The 21,315-nt window shown below is 70.4% G+C and carries 16 protein-coding genes; 4 read left to right on the top strand and 12 right to left on the bottom strand.

Annotated features, from left to right (window positions below; all coding sequences use genetic code 11):
- Nucleotides 1-154: 154 nt before the first annotated feature.
- Nucleotides 155-766, bottom strand: coding sequence for a LysE/ArgO family amino acid transporter (locus ACFYW8_RS05285; RefSeq protein ID WP_389068084.1), 612 nt, complete (start codon nucleotides 764-766; stop codon nucleotides 155-157).
- 66 nt (nucleotides 767-832) lie between these two features.
- Here ACFYW8_RS05285 and ACFYW8_RS05280 point away from each other — a divergent pair, with 66 nt between their 5' ends.
- Together ACFYW8_RS05280 and ACFYW8_RS05275 are read left to right on the top strand one after the other, a co-directional pair.
- Entirely contained in the window at nucleotides 833-1,753 is a 921-nt protein-coding gene (locus tag ACFYW8_RS05280) for a LysR family transcriptional regulator ArgP (protein WP_389068081.1), read from the top strand.
- A gap of 190 nt (nucleotides 1,754-1,943) precedes the next feature.
- Nucleotides 1,944-4,475, top strand: a complete 2,532-nt coding sequence (locus ACFYW8_RS05275) for a SpoIIE family protein phosphatase (RefSeq protein WP_389068078.1) — start codon at nucleotides 1,944-1,946, stop codon at nucleotides 4,473-4,475.
- A 206-nt stretch (nucleotides 4,476-4,681) separates the two neighbouring features.
- Here ACFYW8_RS05275 and ACFYW8_RS05270 read toward each other — a convergent pair whose 3' ends face one another.
- The gene (locus tag ACFYW8_RS05270; protein ID WP_365876137.1) at nucleotides 4,682-5,347 is read right to left on the bottom strand and encodes an NUDIX domain-containing protein; all 666 of its coding nucleotides are present in this window, start codon (nucleotides 5,345-5,347) and stop codon (nucleotides 4,682-4,684) included.
- A 107-nt stretch (nucleotides 5,348-5,454) separates the two neighbouring features.
- Between ACFYW8_RS05270 and ACFYW8_RS05265 the strand changes: the two genes are divergently transcribed.
- Complete coding sequence (locus ACFYW8_RS05265; protein WP_355979973.1) at nucleotides 5,455-5,808, top strand: hypothetical protein; 354 nt, start codon at nucleotides 5,455-5,457, stop codon at nucleotides 5,806-5,808.
- A 118-nt stretch (nucleotides 5,809-5,926) separates the two neighbouring features.
- On the opposite strand, the gene ACFYW8_RS05260 is transcribed toward ACFYW8_RS05265, so the two are convergent.
- The 5 genes from ACFYW8_RS05260 to ACFYW8_RS05240 form a co-directional block, all read right to left on the bottom strand.
- Nucleotides 5,927-6,808 (bottom strand): universal stress protein, encoded by an 882-nt coding sequence (locus ACFYW8_RS05260; protein ID WP_389068073.1) that lies wholly within the window; start codon nucleotides 6,806-6,808, stop codon nucleotides 5,927-5,929.
- 205 nt (nucleotides 6,809-7,013) lie between these two features.
- Nucleotides 7,014-8,054, bottom strand: coding sequence for a LacI family DNA-binding transcriptional regulator (locus ACFYW8_RS05255; protein ID WP_389068071.1), 1,041 nt, complete (start codon nucleotides 8,052-8,054; stop codon nucleotides 7,014-7,016).
- A gap of 61 nt (nucleotides 8,055-8,115) precedes the next feature.
- Entirely contained in the window at nucleotides 8,116-8,253 is a 138-nt protein-coding gene (locus ACFYW8_RS05250; RefSeq protein ID WP_389068167.1) for a hypothetical protein, read from the bottom strand.
- 74 nt (nucleotides 8,254-8,327) lie between these two features.
- Entirely contained in the window at nucleotides 8,328-10,076 is a 1,749-nt protein-coding gene (locus ACFYW8_RS05245; protein ID WP_389068069.1) for a discoidin domain-containing protein, read from the bottom strand.
- Nucleotides 10,077-10,309: 233 nt separating this feature from the next.
- Nucleotides 10,310-11,404 carry a DUF1996 domain-containing protein gene (locus tag ACFYW8_RS05240; protein WP_389068067.1) on the bottom strand — a complete coding sequence of 365 codons (1,095 nt, stop codon included), beginning with the start codon at nucleotides 11,402-11,404 and terminating at the stop codon, nucleotides 10,310-10,312.
- Between the two features lie 431 nt (nucleotides 11,405-11,835).
- On the opposite strand from ACFYW8_RS05240, the gene ACFYW8_RS05235 reads away from it, so the two are divergent.
- Nucleotides 11,836-13,662 carry a coagulation factor 5/8 type domain-containing protein gene (locus tag ACFYW8_RS05235; RefSeq protein WP_389068065.1) on the top strand — a complete coding sequence of 609 codons (1,827 nt, stop codon included), beginning with the start codon at nucleotides 11,836-11,838 and terminating at the stop codon, nucleotides 13,660-13,662.
- A 22-nt stretch (nucleotides 13,663-13,684) separates the two neighbouring features.
- Here ACFYW8_RS05235 and ACFYW8_RS05230 read toward each other — a convergent pair whose 3' ends face one another.
- The 5 genes from ACFYW8_RS05230 to ACFYW8_RS05210 form a co-directional block, all read right to left on the bottom strand.
- A complete protein-coding gene (locus tag ACFYW8_RS05230) occupies nucleotides 13,685-14,935 on the bottom strand; it encodes an SGNH/GDSL hydrolase family protein (RefSeq protein ID WP_389068062.1) in 1,251 nt (416 codons plus the stop codon).
- Entirely contained in the window at nucleotides 14,932-17,364 is a 2,433-nt protein-coding gene (locus ACFYW8_RS05225; protein WP_389068059.1) for a glycoside hydrolase N-terminal domain-containing protein, read from the bottom strand. The genes ACFYW8_RS05230 and ACFYW8_RS05225 overlap by 4 nt, the downstream gene beginning before the upstream one ends.
- A 197-nt stretch (nucleotides 17,365-17,561) precedes the next feature.
- Nucleotides 17,562-19,391 (bottom strand): alpha-galactosidase D, encoded by a 1,830-nt coding sequence (locus ACFYW8_RS05220; protein ID WP_389068057.1) that lies wholly within the window; start codon nucleotides 19,389-19,391, stop codon nucleotides 17,562-17,564.
- 40 nt (nucleotides 19,392-19,431) lie between these two features.
- Nucleotides 19,432-20,358 (bottom strand): carbohydrate ABC transporter permease, encoded by a 927-nt coding sequence (locus ACFYW8_RS05215; protein WP_389068055.1) that lies wholly within the window; start codon nucleotides 20,356-20,358, stop codon nucleotides 19,432-19,434.
- On the bottom strand, nucleotides 20,355-21,293 hold the full coding sequence (locus ACFYW8_RS05210; RefSeq protein ID WP_365876116.1) for a sugar ABC transporter permease: 939 nt from the start codon (nucleotides 21,291-21,293) through the stop codon (nucleotides 20,355-20,357). Before ACFYW8_RS05210 ends, ACFYW8_RS05215 begins: the two co-directional genes overlap by 4 nt.
- Nucleotides 21,294-21,315 lie beyond the last annotated feature (22 nt).

Genomic DNA, 21,315 nt, shown 5'->3' with positions numbered 1-21,315 from the left:
GGTGTCCCCCGGGGGACGGGATCGGTACGCCGGGGCGCCCCGCGCTGAGCCCGCTCGGCCCGGACGTACGACCGATGCACGGCGGAGCAGGAGGGTGTTCGGGGATGCGAGGCTGTGTTGCGGTGTGCTGCGACTCGGGGCGGTGTACGGCGGCTCAGGCGCCCGCGATCAGCGTGGCGCCCATCGCGAGCATCGTCGCGGCGACGAGGCCGTCCAGCACGCGCCAGGACGCGGGCCGGGCCAGGAGGCGGCCGAGCAGCCGGGCGCCGAACCCGAGGGCCGCGAACCAGCACAGACTGGCGAGCGCCGCGCCCAGCCCGAACGTCCAGCACAGCGATCCGCGGTCGGCCGCGAGCGAGCCGAGCAGGAACACGGTGTCGAGATAGACATGCGGATTGAGCCAGGTCAGGGCGAGGCAGGTGAGGACGGCGCGGCGCCAGGAGCCGGGGGCCACGGTCGCCGCCCGCAGGGCCGAGGGCTTCAGCACCCGCCGGGCGGCGAGGGCTCCGTAGACGATGAGGAAACAGCCTCCGATCAGCCCGACCGCGGTGAGCGCCGCGGGCCAGGCCACCACCGCCGCGCCGACCCCGCCGACCCCGAGCGCGATGAGCAGCGCGTCGGACAGGGCGCAGATCCCCACCACGGCGAGGACCGCGTCCCGGCGGACGCCCTGACGCAGCACGAAGGCGTTCTGGGCGCCGATGGCGACGATGAGGGAGAGTCCGGCGCCGAATCCGGCGACCGCGGCGGTGAGGGCGTCTGTCATGCCTTCGACGCTAGAAAGCGGATCGTCAGAAGTACAGCTAAAGATTCTTACGTATCATTAGCGCTCGTGATGGCGGAACTTCCCCTCGACCAGGTGCGCACCCTGCTCGCCGTGGTGGACGAGGGCACCTTCGACGCTGCGGCCACGGCGCTCCATGTGACGCCGTCGGCGGTGAGCCAGCGGGTCAAATCACTCGAACAGCGCACCGGCCGGGTCCTGCTGACGCGGACGAAGCCGGTGCGGCCGACCGAGTCCGGCGAGATCGTGGTGCGTTTCGCGCGCAGGCTCGCCCGCCTGGAGCGCGACGCTCACGCCGAACTCGGCATGTCCGGATCCGGTGAGCCCACCCGGCTGTCCGTCGCGGTGAACGCCGACTCGCTGGCGACCTGGTTCCTGCCGGCACTCGCCCGCGTGCCGCCCGAGCTCCGGCTCTGTTTCGAACTGCGCCGCGAGGACGAGGACCACACCGCCGCGCTGCTGCGCGAGGGAACGGTGATGGCGGCGGTGACGTCGTCGCCCGACCCGGTGGCCGGCTGCTCCGTCCGGGCTCTGGGACGGATGCGCTATCTGCCGGTGGCGAGTCCCGGCTGCGCCGAACAGTGGCTCGGAGCCTCGACCGGCACACCCCTGCGCGAGGTGATCGGCTCGGCCCCGGTGGTGGCCTTCGACCGCGATGACGACTTCCAGGACGATTTCGTCCGCGCCCTCGGCGTCGGGCCGGGAGCGAGCGCCCTGCGCCACTTCGTCCCCACCTCGGAAGGGTTCGTCGATGCCGTCGTGGCGGGAATGGGCTGGGGCATGGTGCCCGAGGTCCAGGCCGAACCGCTGCTGCGCGCCGGGACGCTGGTCCATCTCGTACCCGGCCGGGGCGTCGACGTTCCGCTGTTCTGGCAGCAGTGGAAGCTCGACTTCCCCGCGCTCGGCGCGATGGCGAAGGCCGTGGCGGCCGTCGCCGCCGAGACCCTCCTGCGTGGCCCGGCTTCCTGAATCGCTTGCTTCCGGACAGCTCCTGAACCACGCCCCGCCCGGTATGTTCACGCTGGGCGCATCCGGGCACGGCCGGGAAGAATGGCCTCGTGTCGTGGTGCCGCGGAGGACTTCGAGGTGCGGTCAGTGACCTGAGAGGCGCATTCTTGCTGTGTTACCCCCCTGGTGGCGGGCGGACGAGGGCAGATCGATGACAGGGAGCGCCGAGGGTGAGGGCCAGGCGCTGGACAGCCTGGTCGCTCTGCTCAGTGACGCGGTCACGGACGCGATCCGGGCCGCCCGCGGCTTCGCGGGAGGCGTCTACCTGCGCTCCGGCACTCCTGGCCTGCTGCGTCTCGCGGTGCTCGCGGGACTGCCGGGCCCCCTCTTCCGCCCCTGGTGGCGTATGCACGTGGACCGGCCGTTTCCGGTCGCGGACGCCCATCGGCTCGGTGTGGAGGTGCTGCTCGCCGATCCGGCGGAGACGATGCGCCGCTATCCGCAGCTCGCGGCGGGGCTGCCGTTCCAGTTCGGTTCGCTCTACGTGCCGGTCGTGGGCGGCTCCACCCGGTACGGCGTCCTCACGGTGCTGCGCCCGCCGGCCTCGGACGCCACCGAGGTCCTGCCCGACCGCGACCGGATGACAGCGGTGGCGCAGGAGCTCGGAGCCCGCCTGGCGCTGCTGAACAAGAACGGGGCCTCGGTCCTGTGGGACGCGGAACCTCTCGGAACGCGGCCACCGGCCGACGGACCCTCCACGCGCTGCGTCGGGGGCTTCACCTGGGATCCGGGCGACGGCACGCTGATCGCGGACGACGCCCTGTGGGCCCTGCTCGGGATCCCGCAGGAGGACTTCGCGGGGACGCCCGAGGCCTTCGCGGACGCACTGGCCCACGACGAGCCCCGGCTGCTGCTGGCCGCCCTGCGCGAGACCGCCGCCGGCCGGCCGCCGCCCCATCCCATGCCGGTACGCACCGGCGGTGGCGGACTGCGGCTCCTCGAACTGTGGACGTCGGGAGGGGCGGGCGTCCCGCCGTACCGTGTCAGCGGCGCGCTCGTCGACCCGGGACCGGGCCCGGCGGCGGACGGAGCGGCGGACCAGCTCCCGGAGGGCGTCTTCGCGATCGACCGGCTCGGGCTGATCACCTACGCCAATCCCCGCGCCGCCGCACTGCTCGGCCGCCCGCGCGGCGAACTGCTGGGGCGCTTGCTGTGGGACGTGGTGCCCTGGATGGACCACCCCGCGTACGAGGACCATCTGCGCAGTGCGCTGCTCTCGCCGGACCCGGTGCACTTCCGGGCCCGGAGCCCGCTGGGGAGCGGCACCGAAACGTCTCCGGGGCACCTCACGGGAACCTGGCTCAGTTTTTCCGTGTATCCCGGCCCCCGCGGTGTCACCTGCAAGATCACGCCGCTGGGACGGGCCGCGGAGGCGACCGGGAACGCTCCCTTCGAAGCGGAGGCGACGCAGGCCGTGAGGGCTGACCTCGAGGAGCCCGACACCGGTGTCTCGGGCGCGGCACCGCAGTACCGGCCCATCGTCCTCGCGATAGCGCTGACCGAGGCCGTGACGGCGCGGCAGGTGTCCGAGGTGGTGATGCGCGAGCTGCTGCCCGCGTTCGGCAGCCGCCGCCTCGCCATCTACCTGCTCCAGGACCGCCGGCTCTACCTGGCCTGGGAGACCGGCTTCCCGCAGGGGTTCCTCGCCCCCTTCGACGGGGTGGGCCTGGACGCCAAACTGCCCGGGGTCGAAACCCTCACCAGCGGCCGGCCGCTCTTCTTCGAGTCGATGCAGCAGCTCGCCGCCGCCTATCCGGGCATCGACCTGGACGCCACGGTCGGGGCCCGTGCCTTCCTCCCGCTGATCGCCTCCGGACGCCCGGTGGGCTCCTGCATCCTCGGGTTCGACCGGCCCCGTACCTTCAGCACCGAGGAGCGAACGGTCCTCACCGCGCTCGCCGGGCTGATCGCGCAGTCCCTGGAACGGGCGCGGCGCTACGACAACGAGTCCGCGCTCGCCCGCGGGCTCCAGGAGGCCCTGCTTCCGCACCGACTGTCCGCGCACCCGCTGGTGCAGACGGCGGGCCGCTATCTGCCCGGCACCGTCGGCATGGACGTGGGCGGCGACTGGTACGACGTCGTCGAGGCCGGCGACGGCCTCGCCCTGGTCATCGGAGACGTACAGGGACACGGCGTCCAGGCCGCCGCCACGATGGGGCAACTGCGCAGCGCTGTCCGGGCGTTCGCGCTCGGGGACCATCCTCCGGACGAGGTGATGAGCGGCACCAACCGGCTGCTCATCGACCTCGACCCGGGCCAGTTCGCGAGTTGCTGCTATGTCCGGGTGAACCCGCTGACCGGTGTCGCGCAGGCCGCACGGGCCGGGCATCCGCAGCCGCTGCTGCGCCATCCCGACGGCCGCACCGAGGTCCTGAACCTGCCCGGCGGTGTGGTGCTCGGCGTCGACCCGCGGGCCGACTACCCCGTGACGGATCTGATGCTGGAGCCGGAGGCAGTGCTGGCCCTCTACACGGACGGACTGGTCGAGCGGCCCGGCACGGACATCGACGAAGGCGTCGAGGCCCTTCGCGCGACCCTGGCCCGGGCGGAACCCCCGCAGCACCTCGGATCCGGCGGCCCCTCCTTGTCCAGCGCCGCCGATCTGCTCACCGCCGAGGCCCGGCGGGCCAACGAGCGCCCCGACGACATCGCCCTGCTGCTCACCACCCGCCGGACGCCCTGACCCACCCCGAACAGCCCGCGTGACGAACGCCTGCGGCGGGTTCCAGTCGGATCGCCGGCGGTGCCCGGTCGGATCGGCGACCACGCTCACCGCACGGCGGGTCCTCGGGTCCGTGCCGATCGTGCGGTAACGCATGGTGTCCCTCCCGTTCCGGCCCGAAGTGTCCGGGCCCGAACGGGAGTCCGGAACCTGAAGTGCTCTCCAGGTCAAGCCTTCTTGAACGGGCCCTCCAGAGCGGCCCACTGCAACAGCATGATGGTCTTGGCGTCGGCGATCTCCCCGGTGCGGACCATCGCCAGGGCGTCGCGGAAGGGAAGTTCGACCATTTCGATGTCCTCGCCCTCCTCGTCGAGCCCGCCGCCCTCATGGGTGCGGGTGGACGGGCCGTAGGAGGCGGCGTAGAAGCTCACCCGCTCGGTGACCGAACCCGGACTCATGTACACGTCGAAGACGTGCTCGACCTCGCCGACGGTGTGCCCGGTCTCCTCGATCACCTCGCGCCGTACGGCGACCTCGGGGTGCTCGTCCGCCTCGTCCAGGAGCCCGCCCGGCGTCTCGATCAGCATGCCGTCCGGATGCCCGTTGACATACACGGGATAGCGGAACTGCCTGGTCAGCAGCACGGTTTCACGGTCGGCGTCGTACAGCAGGAGGGTCGCTCCGTTGCCGCGGTCGTGGGTCTCGCGCTCCTGGGTGCTCCAGGTTCCGTCGGCGAGCTGGAGGTCGAAGGTGGTGGTGCGCTCCACGTACCAGTGGCAGGACAGGAGTCGTACGTCGCGGATCTTGACCCGTGGGTTGCCGGTGAGGTCACGGCCCGCCCGATCGAGTCCGGTGCGGCCCCGGCGGTCGGGGGTGTCGATGCCCGCGGTCATCGCGCGGCGGCCCGGCGGGCGCGGGAGATGTCGTTCATGGGCCCTGTCTACCATCCCGAGACCAACATCCTGGTCACAGCGGGGCTTCGCCCGTTTAGGCTCACGGCATGGAACAGACGGAGATCATCCTGCGCGCCATCGGCGTGCTCACCGAGACCAACGCCATGGTGCGCAGGATCGCCCAGGACGAGGAGGCCGGGGTCGAGTCGGCCGAGAACAACCTGGGCGCGCTCGTCACCGAGGTGTTCCCGCGCGTCGAGGTGCCCGGCGACGCGGGCCCCGCGGAGGCCGGACAGGCGGTCGCCGACGCCTATCTGCCCGCCGCCATCTCGTTGGTGGGCGCCTTCGCGTTCCTCTTCTCCGAACTCGCCGACCTGCACGACTCCGGTCGGACCGACGTCACGACGGCCGATCTGCTCCAGGATCTCGCCTTGCGGATGTCCCGGGCCGACAACGCGTAGGCGCCGCGGCGGGCCCTGGCGAGGGAGTACCAGATTGCTCGCGCCCGACCTCGACGCCGGGCCTGCCTTCGGGAATCGAGCACGGCCGGCGGCGAACCGGCCGCGTTCCGACGGGCCTTCAGGAGTGCGGAACCACCGCGACCGGGCAGGGCGCGTGGTGCATCACGGCGTGGGCCACCGAACCGATCCGCGTGCCCACCGCGGAGCGGTCGGCACGGCGCCCGACGACCATCAACTGGGCCCGCTCCGAGAGGGACAGCAGGACCTGGCCGGCGCTGCCCATCTCGATGTGCTGGGTGAGGGGCACCTCGGGAAAGCGTTCGCGCCACGGCTGGAGAGCCTCGGCCAGCGCCTTCCTCTCGTACGGCTCCAGCCCGCCGGCCTCGTCCAGCATCTTGAGCGAGCCGGGGCTGTACGCGAACACCGGCGGCAGACTCCAGGCCCGTACCGCCCGCACCGCTGCTCCACGGGCCGCCGCGGTCTCGAACGCGAACCGGAGAGCGGACTCACCGTCCTGCGGACCGCCCTGGTGCCCCACGACGATCTCCCGGCCGCCCGCTTCCGCTTCGGGGCGGTCCTCCGAACGCACCAGCACGACCGGACAGGGCGCCTCGGAGATCACCCGCTGCCCCACGGAACCGAGCAGGAAGCCGACGAACGCGCCGTACCCCCGCGACCCGAGAACCAGTGTCCCCGTCTCGGCCGCGACACCCAACAGCGCTTCGACCACGTCGCCGCCGACGGAATCGATCACGTCCACCGTCAGCGGCAGGTCACGGTGCCGGTCGGTGACGGTGCGGGCCGCGTCCTCGATCATGCCGCGCGCCCAGCGTGCCTGGTCCTCCCGGTCACCACCGCCGACCATGTCGTGCGGCGGCCAGTGCCAGGCGTACGCCACCCGCAGGGGCACACCCCGGCGGACGGCCTCCCGGCCCGCCCAGGCCAGCGCCGCCCTGCTCTCGGGTGATCCGTCCACGCCCACGGTGATCGGGTGGGTCATGCGCCTGCCTTCCGTCGCCGGCCGGCCTGTCCGGCCGGATGCTCGTCCATCCTGACCCGTCCAGTGTCCGCCACCCGCACCGGCGAACCCGCGGACCGGACGGCGCGTGGTGCGCGGCCGCACGCGCCGCGCACCACGGCAGGGGCCGGGAGCCGAGTGACGCGGTCGGCCGGACGAGGTGCCATGCCCAACAGTCGGCGCTCCGCTATGCCGACGCTCGGACCACGAGTTCCGGGTCGAAGATCAACGACGTGGGTTCGGTGCGTACGCCCCGGATGTGCTCGTCGAGGAGAGCGGCCATCGCCGCGGCCATCTCCTCCACCGGCTGACGCACGGTGGTCAGGGGAGGCCGGCATGTCACCGCCACGCTTGAGTCGTCGAAGCCGACGACCGCGACATCGTCCGGCACCTGTCTGCCCCGCTCCCGCAGTACCTGGCACACGCCCTGGGCCATCAGGTCGTTGGCGGCGAACACCCCGTCCACGTCGGGGTGTTCGGACAGCAGGCCCGACATCGCCGCCATGCCGCTGTCCAGCGTGAACCCGCCCTCGGCGACAGGGACGTACGGATGTCCCCTGCGGGCCATCGTGTCGCGGAAGCCGGCGAGCCGGTCCTGGCTCGCGGCCACGCCGAGCGGCCCGGTGACGGTGACGATCCGCCGGCACCCGCGGTTCAACAGGTGCTCCGCCGCCAGCCGCGCCCCCTCACGGTGGGCGAGATCGACATAGCTGAGCCGCACGGGGCGGGAGGGCCGGGCGAAGAGGACGGCGGGCACACCCGCGTCGGCGAGCAGCGCGGGCAGTGGGTCGTCGGCATGGGTGGACACGACGAGAGCGCCGTCCGCGCTGCCCTGCCGGAGGTCGGCGAGCACCTGGCTCCGCGTCTCCGCGGACTCGGCGAACATCAGGAGCGGATGCATCGAGCGGGGCCGAAGGTAGCCCACCACGCCGCTGACGACCCGTCCGAAGAAGGGATCCGCGAACACCCGTGCGGTGAAGGCGTTCTGCTCCTCCCCCGGGGTGTCGCCCGCGCCGGAGACGATGAGCGCCACCGTCTGGGTGCGCCGGGTCACCAGCGATCTGGCGGCCCGGTTGGGGGCGTATCCGGTCCGCTCGATGGCCTGGCGCACCGATTCCTGAATCCCGGGGTCGACGTTGCGGACACCGTTGATGACCCGGGACACGGTCGCGCGGGAGACTCCGGCCACCCGCGCGACATCCTCCAGCGTGGGAGCCTGTCTGCTCATGGCGGCACCCTAACGGCACGGCACCGCCTCGGGATAGAGCGCTCTCCCGAGCCTCCGACGCTCATCCGGGGGCCCGGACCAGCACGGTGGCCGTCAGCGGCAGAGCGCCCGCGGAGCGACCGGCGAGCACGCGGTAGGGGCCGGGCGGTCGGTCGGTCTCCGAGTCGTCGGCCACGTAGTGCCTGGCGGTGGCGGCCACTCCCTGCGCCTGGACACCCCGGACGAGCGCGGCGCCGGTGCGGCCGGGGAGAGCGCTCTCGCCGGTTTCGCGATTCAGTTGTAGACCCCGAACTCGTACAGCGAGTAGCCCCATCCGGTTCCTCGGACCGTGCCGTTGACCCGCACGTAGCGGCCGGTGCCGGACACGTCGAGGTCGTCGACGCCGCCGTTGCCGTCGGTGACCGTGCGGACGGTGGTCCAGTTCTGCCCGTCGTCCGAGGTCTGCAAGGTGTAGCCCTTGGCGTACGAGGTCTCCCAGACCAGTTGCACATGGCGGAACGAGGTGCGGGTGCCGAGGTCGACCCGCAGCCACTGGGGGTCGCTCCAGTCGCTGGCCCAGCGGGTGGTGAGGTTGCCGTCGACGGCGCCCGCCGCGGTGCAGGGGCAGTCCCCGCCGCCCGTCTGGTACGAGGAGGCGGTGGCCGGCTTGCCGAGGGCGACGTTCGTGCCGCTCGGGGTGGGCGGCACCACTCGCACGGAGCGGGTCTCGACACCGACGTTGCCCTTGCCGTCCTTGGCCTTGACGTAGAACTTCCAGACACCGGGCCGGTCCGGCGCGGTCACCCGGAGCCGGCCGCCGCCGAGGTCGGTGAAGGGCAGCGAGTTCAGCTGTTTTCCCTGGTCGATGTACGTGCTGTTGTCCAGCACCTCGTACGTGATCGGATCGCCGTTGGGGTCCGTGGCCTTGACGGCGAGGGTGAGGTCGCGTCCGGCGGGCACCTTGCCCGCGTCCCCCTCGACCGCCAGGTCGGTGATGACCGGCGGGGTGTTGTCCCGGGAGGTGTCCGCGCCGTACGCCTTCTTCACCGCGTAGTACGACAGGCGCTTCTCGCCCGCGGGCAGCAGGTTGAACCAGATGCCGCCGAAGTCGTACTCGGTGCCGTAGTGGAACATCGTCGCGCCGAGGGCGACGCCCTTGTGCCCGGTGACGCAGTTCCACGCCCGGGTGTAGCCGTCGGCCTTCGCCCGGTCGGTGGGTTCCGCGGGGACGCCGTTGGCGTCGTCCGGGACCTCCCACTCGCCCGCCGGACCGGTCTCGGTGACGATGTAGGGCTTGGTGTAACCACCTTGCTCCCAGGCCGATTTGACGTCACAGATCGCGTTGTAGGCGTTCACCGCGTACAGGTCCAGGTCGGGCGCGTTCCGTTTGTAGTAGGGCCAGGCGCCGGTCCACGCGTCGGTGGAGGTGACCGGGTGGTTGGGGTCGACGGCGTGGATCTTCTTGGTGATGTCGTCGACGAGCGTGGTGTAGGCGTCGCGCTGGCGCTCCAACTCGTCGCCGCTGTAGCAGTTCTGGAGCCCGAGCACGGATTCGTTCCCCACATTCCACATCAGGACACCGGGGTTGTCCTTGTAGGTGGCGGCCCATTGGGGGAATTCGGTGAGCACCTGGTTCTTGTAGGCGGTGTCCGTCAGGTAGTTCACACAGCCGCCGCTGCCGGGACCGCCGCCGGGTTGCAGCCAGAAGCCGGCGATCACTCTGATGCCCTGGGCCGCCGCGGCGTCGAAGAGGGGCTTGCTGGAGGCGTCGGTGCCCCAGGTGCGGACGGTGTTGACGCCCATCGACTTCAGGTCGGGCATGTAACGCCCGGCGTCGGCGACGGCAGGCCCCCAGGTGAGGCCCTTGACCTGGTACGGGCTTCCGTCGACGGTCAGTTGCCAGTTGCCCTGCGAGCCGGTGACCTTGACGACGCCGCCGGCCGCCTGGGCGGGCTGGGACGGCAGGACGAGTGCTCCCGCGGCGAGCAGGCCCGCGGTGAGGGGCGCCGCGATACGGCACCGGGTGGTACGGGATCCGGTCATGGGTGTCCGTCCGGTGTACGGGTGAGGGGTGCGGGTGAGGGGTGCGGGTGAGGGGTGCGGGTGAGGGGTGCGGGTGAGGGGTGCGGGTGGAGGCGCGCATGTGAAGGCGCGCGAGTGTGGGGGTGCGCGCACGTGGCGGCGCGCGGATGTGGGGACGCGGGTGTGGGTGCGGTGGAGGGACGGGCGGTCCCGCCGGTCCGGGGTGCGCGCCGGGCCGGCGGGACGCGTCCGCGTCAGGGAAGCCGGTAGTTCTCGTCGAGTGCCGCGCCCGCTTCGGGGTGCGTCTGGTCGTAGCCGCGGGCGTCGCACTGGAGTCCGCCGACGACGCAGTGGTCGACGAGCGCCTTGAGTGTCGGCGGGTCCCACACGTTGAAGAAGTCGTAGTGGAAGGAGTAGCCCGCGCCGCTCGCGAGCCGGACCTGGGACATGTCACCGTTGACCGGGAAGGCCATCTTGAACTCGATCATCGGCAGGGCGACCGGGTGGTCGTCCGGGCAGATGTTGTTGTTGGTGCCGGGGTTGACGACCGGATACGCCATGTGGCTCTGGTGGTTGGGTGTGTCGAGGTACTTGCCGTCCCAGCAACTGGGCGCCTGGAAGCGGATGTTGAGCTGGACGTCGGCGGTGTTCGGGCACTGCTGCGGGAAGTCCACGTTGAAGTAGCTGTTGCCGCACTCCCATCCCTCGACGAACCCCCGGTGGTTGCGGAAGTCGGCGGCGGACTGCATCGGGCTGCCGACGACGAACCGCAGCCCCTTCGGGAAGGGCCGCACACTCGTGTAGTCGGTGACGCCGGCCTTGTAGTAGATGACCTGCGGCCCCACCGGCAGGACGGGCGTGTTGCCCTTGAGCAGGGTCGGCATCCAGTACGCCGACTTGTCGCCGGGGGCCTTGCAGCTGGTCGATCCGGCGTCGAGCGAGGCGGTGGTGCTGGCCGCCTCGGTGGTGGTGTTGCCCAGGAAGGTGTGGTCGTGGGACTTGCCCGGCTGACCGGGATAGACGATCGGGTCGTCCGGCCTGGTGCGGGTCACCGAACAGTTCGCCTGGAACTCGTGGAAGTAGCGGTGCGTCGGATCCGCCTTGGACGGGACGACCCCGGTCACCTGCGGATTCGCCGGGATGTAGCCGTCGCCGTCGGGGTCCTCGGGCGAGGCGAGCGTCGAGGCGGCCATCGCGTGAGCCGCGTGCACGGCCGCCGAACCGGATACGGACGACGCCGGACCGGACGCGGGGTCGGCGCTCATCGCCACTCCGGTCAGGCCGAGCGAGGTCAGCACCAGCGCGCTGGACATCAGTAATCCTGAGACGATCTTCGATCTCCGTGCCATGGAGACCTCCTGCCACGTCGATGGGGACGGTGGGGGTCGGGCGACCGGGGGCGGAGATGAGCACGGTGCCGCCGGGCCGCCCGCGTGACGGTCCATCACATGTGCCGAGGGAAACGGGAGAGCGCTCTCCCGTCGAGGAGTGTTGTGGCGGCTGCGCGAGGGTGTCAAGGGAGTTGACTAAGGATCACAGCGGCCGCGATGTGCGCACCTCTTGAACACAATCCCAGAGCCCTCGCCGATCTCCGTTTGAGCCCATAGAGACATGAACTGCCGCAAATCCGTGCCGAGTTGACACCCTCTCGGACAACAACATCCGGGACTCCGGTCACAACTCTTGACGTGTCGTTCACCTGGATGAAGCATGCAACGGCGAGAGAGCGCTCCCCCGTACCTCCCACCGTTCACTTCCTGAACCAGGAGAGTCGCCCCCCATGTCTCGAACCCCCACAGACGTCCCGGAGCCCGGCCGTTCCACCGTCGCGCGGCGCACCGTCCTCGGCGCGATGGCTGCCGGCGCGGCGGCGCCCGGACTGCTCGCGCTGTCCTCACCGGCGTCCGCCTCGCCCGCTGTCCCCGCCGCGTCCGCTGTCCCCGCCCGGCAGCCGTCGGCCCTTCCCGGCGGCGGCGATCTCGGCCCGAACGTCATCGTCTTCGACCCTTCGACGCCGGGCATCCAGGCCAGGCTCGACCAGGTCTTCCACCAGCAGGAGTCGGCGCAGTTCGGCACGGGCCGCTACGCGTTCCTGTTCAAGCCGGGTACGTACAGCGGCCTCAACGCCCAGCTCGGCTTCTACACCTCGATCGCGGGCCTCGGTCTGTCACCGGACGACACGGCGATCAACGGTGACGTGACCGTCGACGCCGGCTGGTTCAACGGCAACGCCACCCAGAACTTCTGGCGTTCGGCGGAGAACCTCGCCCTCACTCCGGTCAGCGGCACCAACCGGTGGGCCGTCGCCCAGGCCGCCCCGTTCCGTCGTATGCACATCAAGGGCGGCCTCAACCTCGCCCCCAACGGCTACGGCTGGGCCAGCGGCGGCTACATCGCCGACAGCCGGATCGACGGATCGGTCGGACCGTACTCTCAGCAGCAGTGGTACACCCGCGACAGTTCGGTGGGCGGCTGGGTCAACGCCGTCTGGAACATGGTGTTCTCGGGCGTCCAGGGCGCACCCGCGCAGTCGTTCCCGAACCCGCCGTACACCACGCTCGACACCACACCGGTCTCCCGCGAGAAGCCGTTCCTGTACCTCAACGGCAGCGAGTACCGGGTGTTCCTGCCCGAGAAGCGCACCAACGCGCGCGGCGTCACCTGGGGCAACGGAACCCCGCGCGGCTCGTCGCTGCCGCTCAGCCAGTTCTACGTGGCCAAGCCCGGTGTCACCGCCGCCACCCTGAACGCCGCGCTCACGCAAGGTCTCCACCTGCTGCTGACCCCGGGGATCTACCACCTCGACCAGCCGATCCAGGTGAACCGCGCGGGCACGGTGGTCCTCGGTCTCGGCTACGCCACGCTGGTCCCGGACAACGGCGTCAGCGTACTCAGGACGGCCGACGTCGACGGGGTCCGGCTCGCCGGCTTCCTGATCGACGCCGGGCCCGTCAACTCCGCGACCCTCCTGGAGGTCGGTCCGGCCGGGGCCTCGGCGGACCACTCGGCCAACCCGACGACCGTGCAGGACGTCTTCGTCCGCATCGGCGGGGCGGGCGCCGGCAAGGCGACGACCAGCATGGTCATCAACAGCCGTCACACGATCGTCGACCACACCTGGATCTGGCGGGCCGACCACGGCACGGGCGTCGGCTGGGAGACCAACCGGGCCGACTACGGCATCCGCGTCAACGGCGACGACGTGCTGGCCACCGGGCTGTTCGTCGAGCACTTCAACAAGTACGACGTGCAGTGGTACGGCCAGCGGGGCCGCACGATCTTCTTCCAGAACGAGAAGGCGTACGACGCGCCGAACCAGGCCGCGATCCAGAACGGCAGCGTCAAGGGGTACGCGGCCTACAAGGTCGCCGACTCCGTGACCACGCACGAGGGATGGGGCCTGGGCAGCTACTGCTACTACAACGTCGATCCGACGATCGTCCAGCACAACGGATTCGCGGCGCCGAACAAGCCGGGCGTGAAGTTCCACGATCTGCTGGTCGTCTCGCTGGGCGGCCAGGGTCAGTACGAGCACGTCGTCAACGAGACCGGCGCGCCCACGTCGGGCACCTCGACGGTGCCGTCCACCGTGGTCTCGTACCCGTGACCGCCCCGCGCGGAGCCTGAGTTCAGCAGGACGCCAGGCTCTTGAGGTCCACCGCGTCGGCCATCGCCTGCATCCCCTTGTCGTTGGGGTGCAGGTGATCGCCGCCGTCGAAGAACGGCAGGATCAGCCGCGGGTCGTACGGACTGCGCGTGATCCTGTCGAAATCCGTCACGGCGTCGAGCGCGCCGCTGTTCCTGATCCAGTCGTTGACGCCCTGGCGCACGGCCTCGGAGGCGGCGTCGTACTCCGACCAGCCCTTGAACGGCATGACGGTCGCGCCGACGACGCATTTGCCCGCCGCGTGGGCCCGGTCGATGACCTGCCGATAGCCGGCGATCATGTCGTCCACCGTGACACCGGAACGGGCCTTGATGTCGTTGATGCCTTCGAAGAGGAAGACCGTGCGGACGCCGGGCTGGGAGAGGACGTCACGCTGGAGTCTGTTCAGAGCGGCCTGCCCGGCGCCGTCCGCGAGCACCTTGTTGCCCGAGATCCCCTCGTTCGCCACTCCCTTCACGGTGAGCCCGGACGCGGCCTGGAGCCGCCGCGACAGATAGTCGGGCCAGCGGCGGTTCTGGTCGGTGGTCGAGGCCCATCCGTCGGTGATGGAGTCGCCGAGGGTCACCACCGAGCCGACCGCCGCGGACGTTTCGACGTCGACGGCGTCCAGCCAGTACCAGGAGCCCACCGGATCGGTCCAGTCGGCCGCGCCCTCTTCGGCCGCGTGGTCGCCCGCGGTCGCGTAGTTGGTCTGCATGGCCATGCCGTGGCCGGTCGTCGGTCCCTGGGCGCCGGTCACGTACAGGCTGATGACCAAGTCGCTCTGGGCAGCGAGATTTCCGGGCAGCGGGTCGCTGAGCACGGTCTCGCCGGCCGGGACGGTGACGGACGCGGCCCCGCCGAACGACAGCCGCCGGTTGGAGCCGTGGACCAGCTCCGCACCCTGCTTCCGCAGCCCGGCGTACGCGCTCGCGAAGGTCACCGGGTGCTCGCCGAAGGCGTTGGACAGCCGGATCCGCATGTTCGTGCCGCCGACGCTGGTGCGCACGATCAGCCGGTAGCTGCGGTCGGCGGGTCCCGCGCCCTGCCGGTCGGCACTGGCGCCCCAGGTGACCACGGAGTGCTGCGCCCGCGACACGGCGACGGGCGTCGACGGCATGCCCGACGAGGCCCCCGGCTGCGCCGCCGCCGCGGCGGTCAGGGGTCCGCAGACCGCCAGGAGAAGCACCGATAGGACGCCCACGGCGCGGCGGCGGAACCGGGCGCCGCTCATCCGAGGCCCCGCAGGGTGACGGACTCGCCGGGCTTGAGGCTGACCTTGCGCGAGGCACCGCCCGCGACGACGGTCGTCTCGCGGCCGCCGACGCTCTTCAGCGTGGCCGCGGTCACCTTGCCGTTCTTCCAGCCGATGTCGGCGACGAAGCCGCCGCGGACGCCCACGCCGGACACCGAGCCGGATGCGGCCCAGGCGGCGGGCAGGGCGGGCAGCAGCTCGATGTGTCCGGGCCGTGAGTAGACCAGCATCTCGACGATCGCCGCGGGGGTGCCGAAGTTCGCCTCGATCTGGAAGATGCCGCGGCCCGTCTCCACCTCGTAGATGTCGAAGAGGTTCATCGCACTGCCGTTGCTGCCGTTGACCGACGGCTTCAGGTTGTTGACGACCAGCTGGTAGGCGTTCTCGGCGTTCTTCAGTCGCGCCCAGCACAGGCTGCGCCAGGCGTTGGCCCAGCCGAAGCTGTTCATGCCGCGCGCGGTGAGCAGGGCGGTCGCGCCGTCGAGGATGTCCTTCGGCGTGGAGTCGTCCGGACGGATCCGGTCGCCGGGGAAGAGACCGATGAGCGGGGAGAGGTGCCGGTGGGTGGTCTCGCCGAGGTTGTCGGGAGACATCCACTCCTCCAGCCAGCCGGTCTTGGGGCTGACCACGGGCAGATAGAGGCGCGTCCGCAGACCGTCGATGGTCTTGCGGTAGGCGGCGTCCTTGGCGAGCACCTCGGTCGCGGTGCGGTAGTTGCCGAAGAGGTTCCACACCAGTTCCTGGGCGTACGTGATGCCCTTGGCGTCGAGCGGGCCCTGTTCGGGCGACCAGTCGCTGTCGGCGATCAGGACCTCGCGCTCGGTCCCGGACGCGTCGGTGACGGTCGTGGTGATGAGGCGGGCCTCCCAGAACTGCACGGCGCCCTTGAGGAGGGGGTAGATCTTCTTGAGGTAGGCGCGGTCCTGTGTGTACTCGTAGTGCTCGAACAGGCTCTGGCAGATCCAGGCGTTGCCGGCCGGATGCCACCACCAGCCGCCCCCGCCATAGGGGTTGGTGGAGATCGCCACGGTCCAGCCGGCGATCTTTCCGCTGGAGTTGCGGTACCGGTTGCTGGAGTCGTTGAACAGCCGCTGGGTGACCTCCGTCCAGTCGGGCAGCTGTACGAGGCAGTAGTCGGCGAAGGCGTCGAAGCAGTCGGACAGACCCGCCCGGTCGGCCATCCAGTAGTTCATCTGGAGGTTGACGTCGGTGTGGAAGTCGGCCATCCAGTCCGGGTCGTTGCCGTCCAGCCAGGGGCCCTGGAGGCCCATCGGCAGGCTCCCCCGGGATCCGGAGATCATGAGGTAGCGGCCGAACTGCAGGTAGGCGGCCTCCAGTTCCGGGTCGGGGATGTCGTCCCGGTGGCGCGCCCGCAGCCGCTCCAAGGTGTCCAGTTCGCGCTGCGCGGCGGAGGACCTGCCGAGGTCGATGTCCAGCTGTCCGAACACGGCCCGGAAGTCGGCGACATGCGTGTGCACCAGCGTGGTCGCCGAATGACCGGCCGCGTTCAGGACCTTGGTCCTGGCGAGGCGCTCCGGGGCCAGGGACGGGTCGCGGAACTTCGTCGCCGCGTCGGGCACGTAGTTGGTACCGCCGCTGACGACGACGGTGAGGTCCTTGCAGCCGCTGAACGCGATCGACGTGCCGTCGACGCGGACCCTGCCCGTGCCGCTGTACGCGGTGACGGCGGCGCCGTACTTCAGGCCGTTGGCCAAGGAGGCGCCGAACGACGCGTAGCGGCCCGCGCTGTCGGCGGTGGTGGACTCGCCGTGGGTGCCCGCGAGGGAGACGGTACCGGTGTAGGAACCGCCGCCCTGCTGGGAGAAGTACAGGACGATGGCGTCGTCGGGTCGGCTGGCGAGGATCTGCCGCCGGTAGGTGACGCCGGAGACGTCGTACGAGGTGCTGATCAGGCCCTGGGCCAGGTCGAGGGTGCGCCGGTAGTTGTCGACGTTGCCCAGGTCGTGGGCGGGGAGGGCGACGGTGAGTTCGGCCAGCATCGTCAGGGAGCCGAAGTCGTCGCGGCCGTACGGGAACTGACCGTCGCTCTGCAGCTTGTCGTTGAGACCTCCGGTCCACAGGGTGGCGTCGGTGATCATCAGGAGTTCGTCGGCGGGGTCGTTGCTCGCGAGCGCCGCGAGGCGCCCGTTCCCCACCGGCAGCCCCTGCTCGATCATCGACGTGGCGGAGCCGGGAGCCCCCCACCACAGCTGGTTCTTCGCGGCGTCGGCCGCGGACAGCATGGGCGATGCGGTGGGGCGCAGGGGGGCCGCCGAGGCGGTGAAGGCGGGCAGACCGCCCAGTGCGGTGGCCGCGCCGGCTGCGGCGGCGAGGGCGAGGAAGCCTCTGCGGCTGGGGGTCTTGTCGCATGCTGCGGTGTGCTGAACGTCCACGGTGTTGCACTCCATATCCGGGAGCTGCTCATGCTGGAACGACGGCTGCGGACCGTCGGCGTGCTGCGGGTCCCCGCGGGGCCCGGGTCGGGTCACCGGGCCCCGCGGGAAGCGGGTCGGACGGGCTGCTGAACTGGGAACCGACCCCTGAACCGAGAACCGGCTGCTGAGACTGAGAACCGGCTGCCCGACCAGGAATGCGACTACGTGACTCAGACCGACTGCGGAACGACGATCCTGTCGATGTCGGGGGCGTATCCGCTGCCGCTGTCGAAGGTGATCGTGTTGGAGCCCGCCTTCAGCGCCAGCTGGACGCTGACCGTCTCGGCCGTGTTCCAGTCGCCCGTGGAGGGGAACTTCTCGCTGGTGCCGTTGCCGCTGTCGGCGGAGACGGTCACCGAGCGGGGGTCGCCGCTGACGTAGGCGACCTGGACGGTGTAGATGCCGTCCTTCTTCACCGTGACGTCGTTGAACCGCAGCTTGCCGCCGGTGTAGAGGTTGCCGACCTTCTTGCCGCCGGAGCAGGCGTCGCAGCCGGCGACCGAGGCGTTGCCCGACAGGGTGTTGGCGGCGGACTCGGCCTCGTAGCCCGTGGTGGTCGGCGTGCCGACGCCGGGCTTGACGGTGAACAGCCGCGAGCCGTGGGCGGGCAGCGCCTCGGTGATCTTGTTCTTGTAGGTCCCGAGGTTCGCCTTGTTCCACAGGTCGCGCACGGAGGCGCTTCCGGTGAATCCGAGGGAGGCCCACTGGGCGGTGACGGAGGCCGGGGAGTCGGCGAGGTTGAACAGGGCGACGGTGTAGGTGCCGTCGGCGTTCTCGGCGCCCCAGACCTGCTGGTCGCCGACGGTGGTGACCGGACGCGCGACGGGCGAGTCGTTCTGGTCGACGGCGATGACTTCCTTGTCGGTCAGCAGGGAGACGCCGTAGCTGTCCAGCTTGGTGAGGTCGTCACCCGTGAACAGCGGCGACTTGTTGATGGCCCACAGGGTCATGTAGCTCTGCCGCTCGGCCTTGGTGAGGCCGTCCATCTCGCCGTTGCCGACGTCGAGGCTGTCCAGGTCGTTCCAGCCGCCCGGGCCCGCCTTGCGGCTCCACGCGGGGGCGTCGTCCCACCGGTCGTCGACCGAGTTCTCCCAGGTGACGAGGGTGTTGCAGTAGCACTCGACGTCGGTGTCGATGCGCCAGCCGTTGGAGTACTTCTTCCAGTCGGCGGCGTGGCCGATGTCGAGCGACCAGGAGAGTTCGAGGTGGATCGGGCGCCCGGTGGCGGAGATGGCCTGCTGCCAGGCGGCGACGTCGGGGACGTTGTCGTAGTTGTCACCGGACTTGAAGGAGCCAGGACCCACACCGTCCAGCTTGAGGAAGTCGTAGCCCCAGTCGGCGAACTGCCGCGCCTGTGAGTCTATGTACTTCTGCGCGCAGGGGTTGTCGAAGTTCAGCTTGTACGCGTTGTCCCAGCCGTTGGTGGTGCGCAGGTCCGGGTAGGCGACGTCGGCGGTGGTGCAGCCGGGGGCGTTCCAGATCGGCGTCCTGCCGTCGCCGTACGCGCCCTTCTCCAGGCCGACGGGCAGGTAGATGCCGGCCTTGAGGCCCTTGGAGTGGATGTGCTCGGCGACCGACTTCATGCCGTGCGGGAATCGGCCCGGGTCGGGCTTCTGGCGTCCGTACTGGTCGAAGCCCGTCTTCCAGGTCTTGTCCATCCACCAGCCGGCGTCGATGTTGACATGGTCGTAGCCGTAGTTCTTCAGCTTGGCGGCGAGGGCGTCCGTCTGCTTCAGGACGTTCGCCTCGGTGAGGTAGCTGTAGTCGCCGTCCGGGTTGAGGCCCGGGTACTTCGACGACTGCATGCTCCAACTCGACCAGCCCATGTACGGCTTGGCTGCGACAGAGGTGGTGACGGGGGCGGTGGCGGGGGTCTCGCGCGGCACCGGGGTCTTGGCCTGTGCCGCCGGGACGGTCGCCGCGAGGCCTGCCGTGAGGGCTAACACCACCACGGTTCTCAGGGTGCGTGCGGGCAGGACGGAATACGAGGATGACCGCATGGGTCGCGCCTCCTGTGGGGGGGTTCAGGGTTGGGGCGGCTCAGCCCTTGCCGGAGCCGATGGTGAGTCCGCTGATGAACTGGCGCTGGAGCGCGAAGTACACCAGGAGGGTGGGGATCGCGGTCATCAGGGCACCGGCCGCGATGAGGTTGGGATTGGTGAAGTACGCGCCCTGGAGGTTGGCCAGGGCGGAGGTGACCGGGCGTTTGTCGCCGCTCTCGATCAGCGCGAGCGGCCAGAAGAAGTCGTTGTAGATCCAGATCGATTCGAGGGTCGCGAGGGCCGCGAACGCGGGGCGGCACAGCGGCAGGATGATCTGGAAGAACTGGCGCCAGACGGGGGCGCCGTCCACGAGCGCCGCCTCGGAGATCTCTTTCGGGATCGTCTTCATGTAGTTGCTGAGGACGAAGGTGCAGAACCCGGACTGGTAGGCGATGTGGATCGCGATGATGCCCCAGGCCGAGTTGTAGAGGAGGAGGGAGTCGCTCATCCACTGCGGCAGCGGGATGAGGAGGTAGAGGCGGTACAGCGGGGTGATGAGGACCTGTGCCGGGAGCAGGTTGCCCGCGGTGAACAGCATCAGCAAGGCGATGTTCCAGCGGAAGTCGAAGCGGGACACGAAGAAGGCGACCGCGGCCGAGAACAGCAGGGTGCACAGGACGGACGGCACCGTGATGAGGACGGAGTTCCAGAAGAAGTGCGGCATCCCGGACTGGCTCCAGGCATCGCTGAAGTTGCCGAGGCCGATGCTGTGGGGCCAGGAGAGATAGCCGTGCTTCGCGGTGTCCGAGTAGGGCCGCAGCGAGGTGTACACGGCCCACAGCAGCGGTACGAGCCACAGCAGGGCGATGCCGCCCAGCATCAGATGGCGGCCGGTCTGGCGCCGCGGCCCGGACGGGGTCTTCGGCGGCGGCTGCGCGCGCCGGGTCCGCGGTCGGGAGGCCGGGCGCGGCACGGTCGTGGTCACTGGTCCTCCTTGCGGAAGTTCTGGACGAGGAAGGTCCCGATGGCCGCGAGGGAGACCACGAGCAGGACGACCGCGAGGGCGGACCCGTAACCGATGTGACTGGACTCGCCGATGATGTTGTCGGTGATGAGGAGGGACAGGAGCTCCATGCCCGGCTTGCTTCCGACGCCGCCGCCCAGGACGTAGACGACGTCGAAGGAACGCAGGGACTCCATGACCGTGATGACCAGGATGATGACGTTGACCGGTTTCAGGGCCGGGAAGACCACCCGCAGGAAGGTCTGGCGTCCGTTGGCGCCGTCGAGCGCGGCGGCCTCCTTGAGCGCCGGGTCGAAGCCCTTCAGGCCGGCCAGGTAGAGGATCATGATGTATCCGGTGTGCCGCCAGCTGGAGGCGACCAGGACGGCCCACAGGTTGAGGTCGGGGTTGCCGAGCCAGTCGATGTGGTGGCTGGATCCGGCGGCGCCCAGGATGCCGTCGAGGAGCCCGGTGTCGGGGTTGTAGATGATCTCCCAGATGAAGCCGACGACGGCCAGGGAGAGCACCATCGGCAGGAATATGGCTGTCTGGTAGATCCTCGTGAAGCGGATCTTCCGGTCGAGCTGGTAGGCGAGGAAGATGCCGAACGGTGTCGGCAGCAGGGCCGTGAACAGCAGCCAGATCACGTTGTGCCGCACCGCGGGCCAGAACGGCGGGTAGTTGGTGAAGATCTCCTTGTAGTTGTCCAGGCCGGTCCAGTGGATGTCGGCCAGGTCGATGCCGTCCCAGGTGGTGAAGGACAGCCCCAGGGAGGCCAGCGCGGGCAGCCAGACGAAGAGGAGCAGGGCCGCCAGCGGGATGCCGATGATGACGGTGAGGAAGATCCGGTCGCCGGTGCCGAGGCGGCGCGGGCGGGCGCCCCGCGGGGCGGGGGGTGTGGTGGGCGCGGAGGACACGGTGCGTGCGACCTTTCCGGTC

The sequence above is a fragment of the Streptomyces sp. NPDC002742 genome, assembly GCF_042888885.1.
Taxonomy (GTDB): Bacteria; Actinomycetota; Actinomycetes; order Streptomycetales; family Streptomycetaceae; genus Streptomyces.
Note: the sequence above shows the minus strand (reverse complement) of the source record. Positions and strands in the feature narration are given on the sequence as shown.

Bases quoted from the DNA above. Each gene is read 5' to 3' on its own strand.
- ACFYW8_RS05285 (WP_389068084.1), bottom strand. From the start codon at position 766: ATGACAGACGCCCTCACCGCCGCGGTCGCCGGATTCGGCGCCGGACTC.
- ACFYW8_RS05275 (WP_389068078.1), top strand. From the start codon at position 1,944: ATGACAGGGAGCGCCGAGGGTGAGGGCCAGGCGCTGGACAGCCTGGTC.
- ACFYW8_RS05270 (WP_365876137.1), bottom strand. From the start codon at position 5,347: ATGACCGCGGGCATCGACACCCCCGACCGCCGGGGCCGCACCGGACTC.
- ACFYW8_RS05265 (WP_355979973.1), top strand. From the start codon at position 5,455: ATGGAACAGACGGAGATCATCCTGCGCGCCATCGGCGTGCTCACCGAG.
- ACFYW8_RS05260 (WP_389068073.1), bottom strand. From the start codon at position 6,808: ATGACCCACCCGATCACCGTGGGCGTGGACGGATCACCCGAGAGCAGG.
- ACFYW8_RS05255 (WP_389068071.1), bottom strand. From the start codon at position 8,054: ATGAGCAGACAGGCTCCCACGCTGGAGGATGTCGCGCGGGTGGCCGGA.
- ACFYW8_RS05245 (WP_389068069.1), bottom strand. From the start codon at position 10,076: ATGACCGGATCCCGTACCACCCGGTGCCGTATCGCGGCGCCCCTCACC.
- ACFYW8_RS05240 (WP_389068067.1), bottom strand. From the start codon at position 11,404: ATGGCACGGAGATCGAAGATCGTCTCAGGATTACTGATGTCCAGCGCG.
- ACFYW8_RS05235 (WP_389068065.1), top strand. From the start codon at position 11,836: ATGTCTCGAACCCCCACAGACGTCCCGGAGCCCGGCCGTTCCACCGTC.
- ACFYW8_RS05230 (WP_389068062.1), bottom strand. From the start codon at position 14,935: ATGAGCGGCGCCCGGTTCCGCCGCCGCGCCGTGGGCGTCCTATCGGTG.
- ACFYW8_RS05225 (WP_389068059.1), bottom strand. From the start codon at position 17,364: ATGGAGTGCAACACCGTGGACGTTCAGCACACCGCAGCATGCGACAAG.
- ACFYW8_RS05220 (WP_389068057.1), bottom strand. From the start codon at position 19,391: ATGCGGTCATCCTCGTATTCCGTCCTGCCCGCACGCACCCTGAGAACC.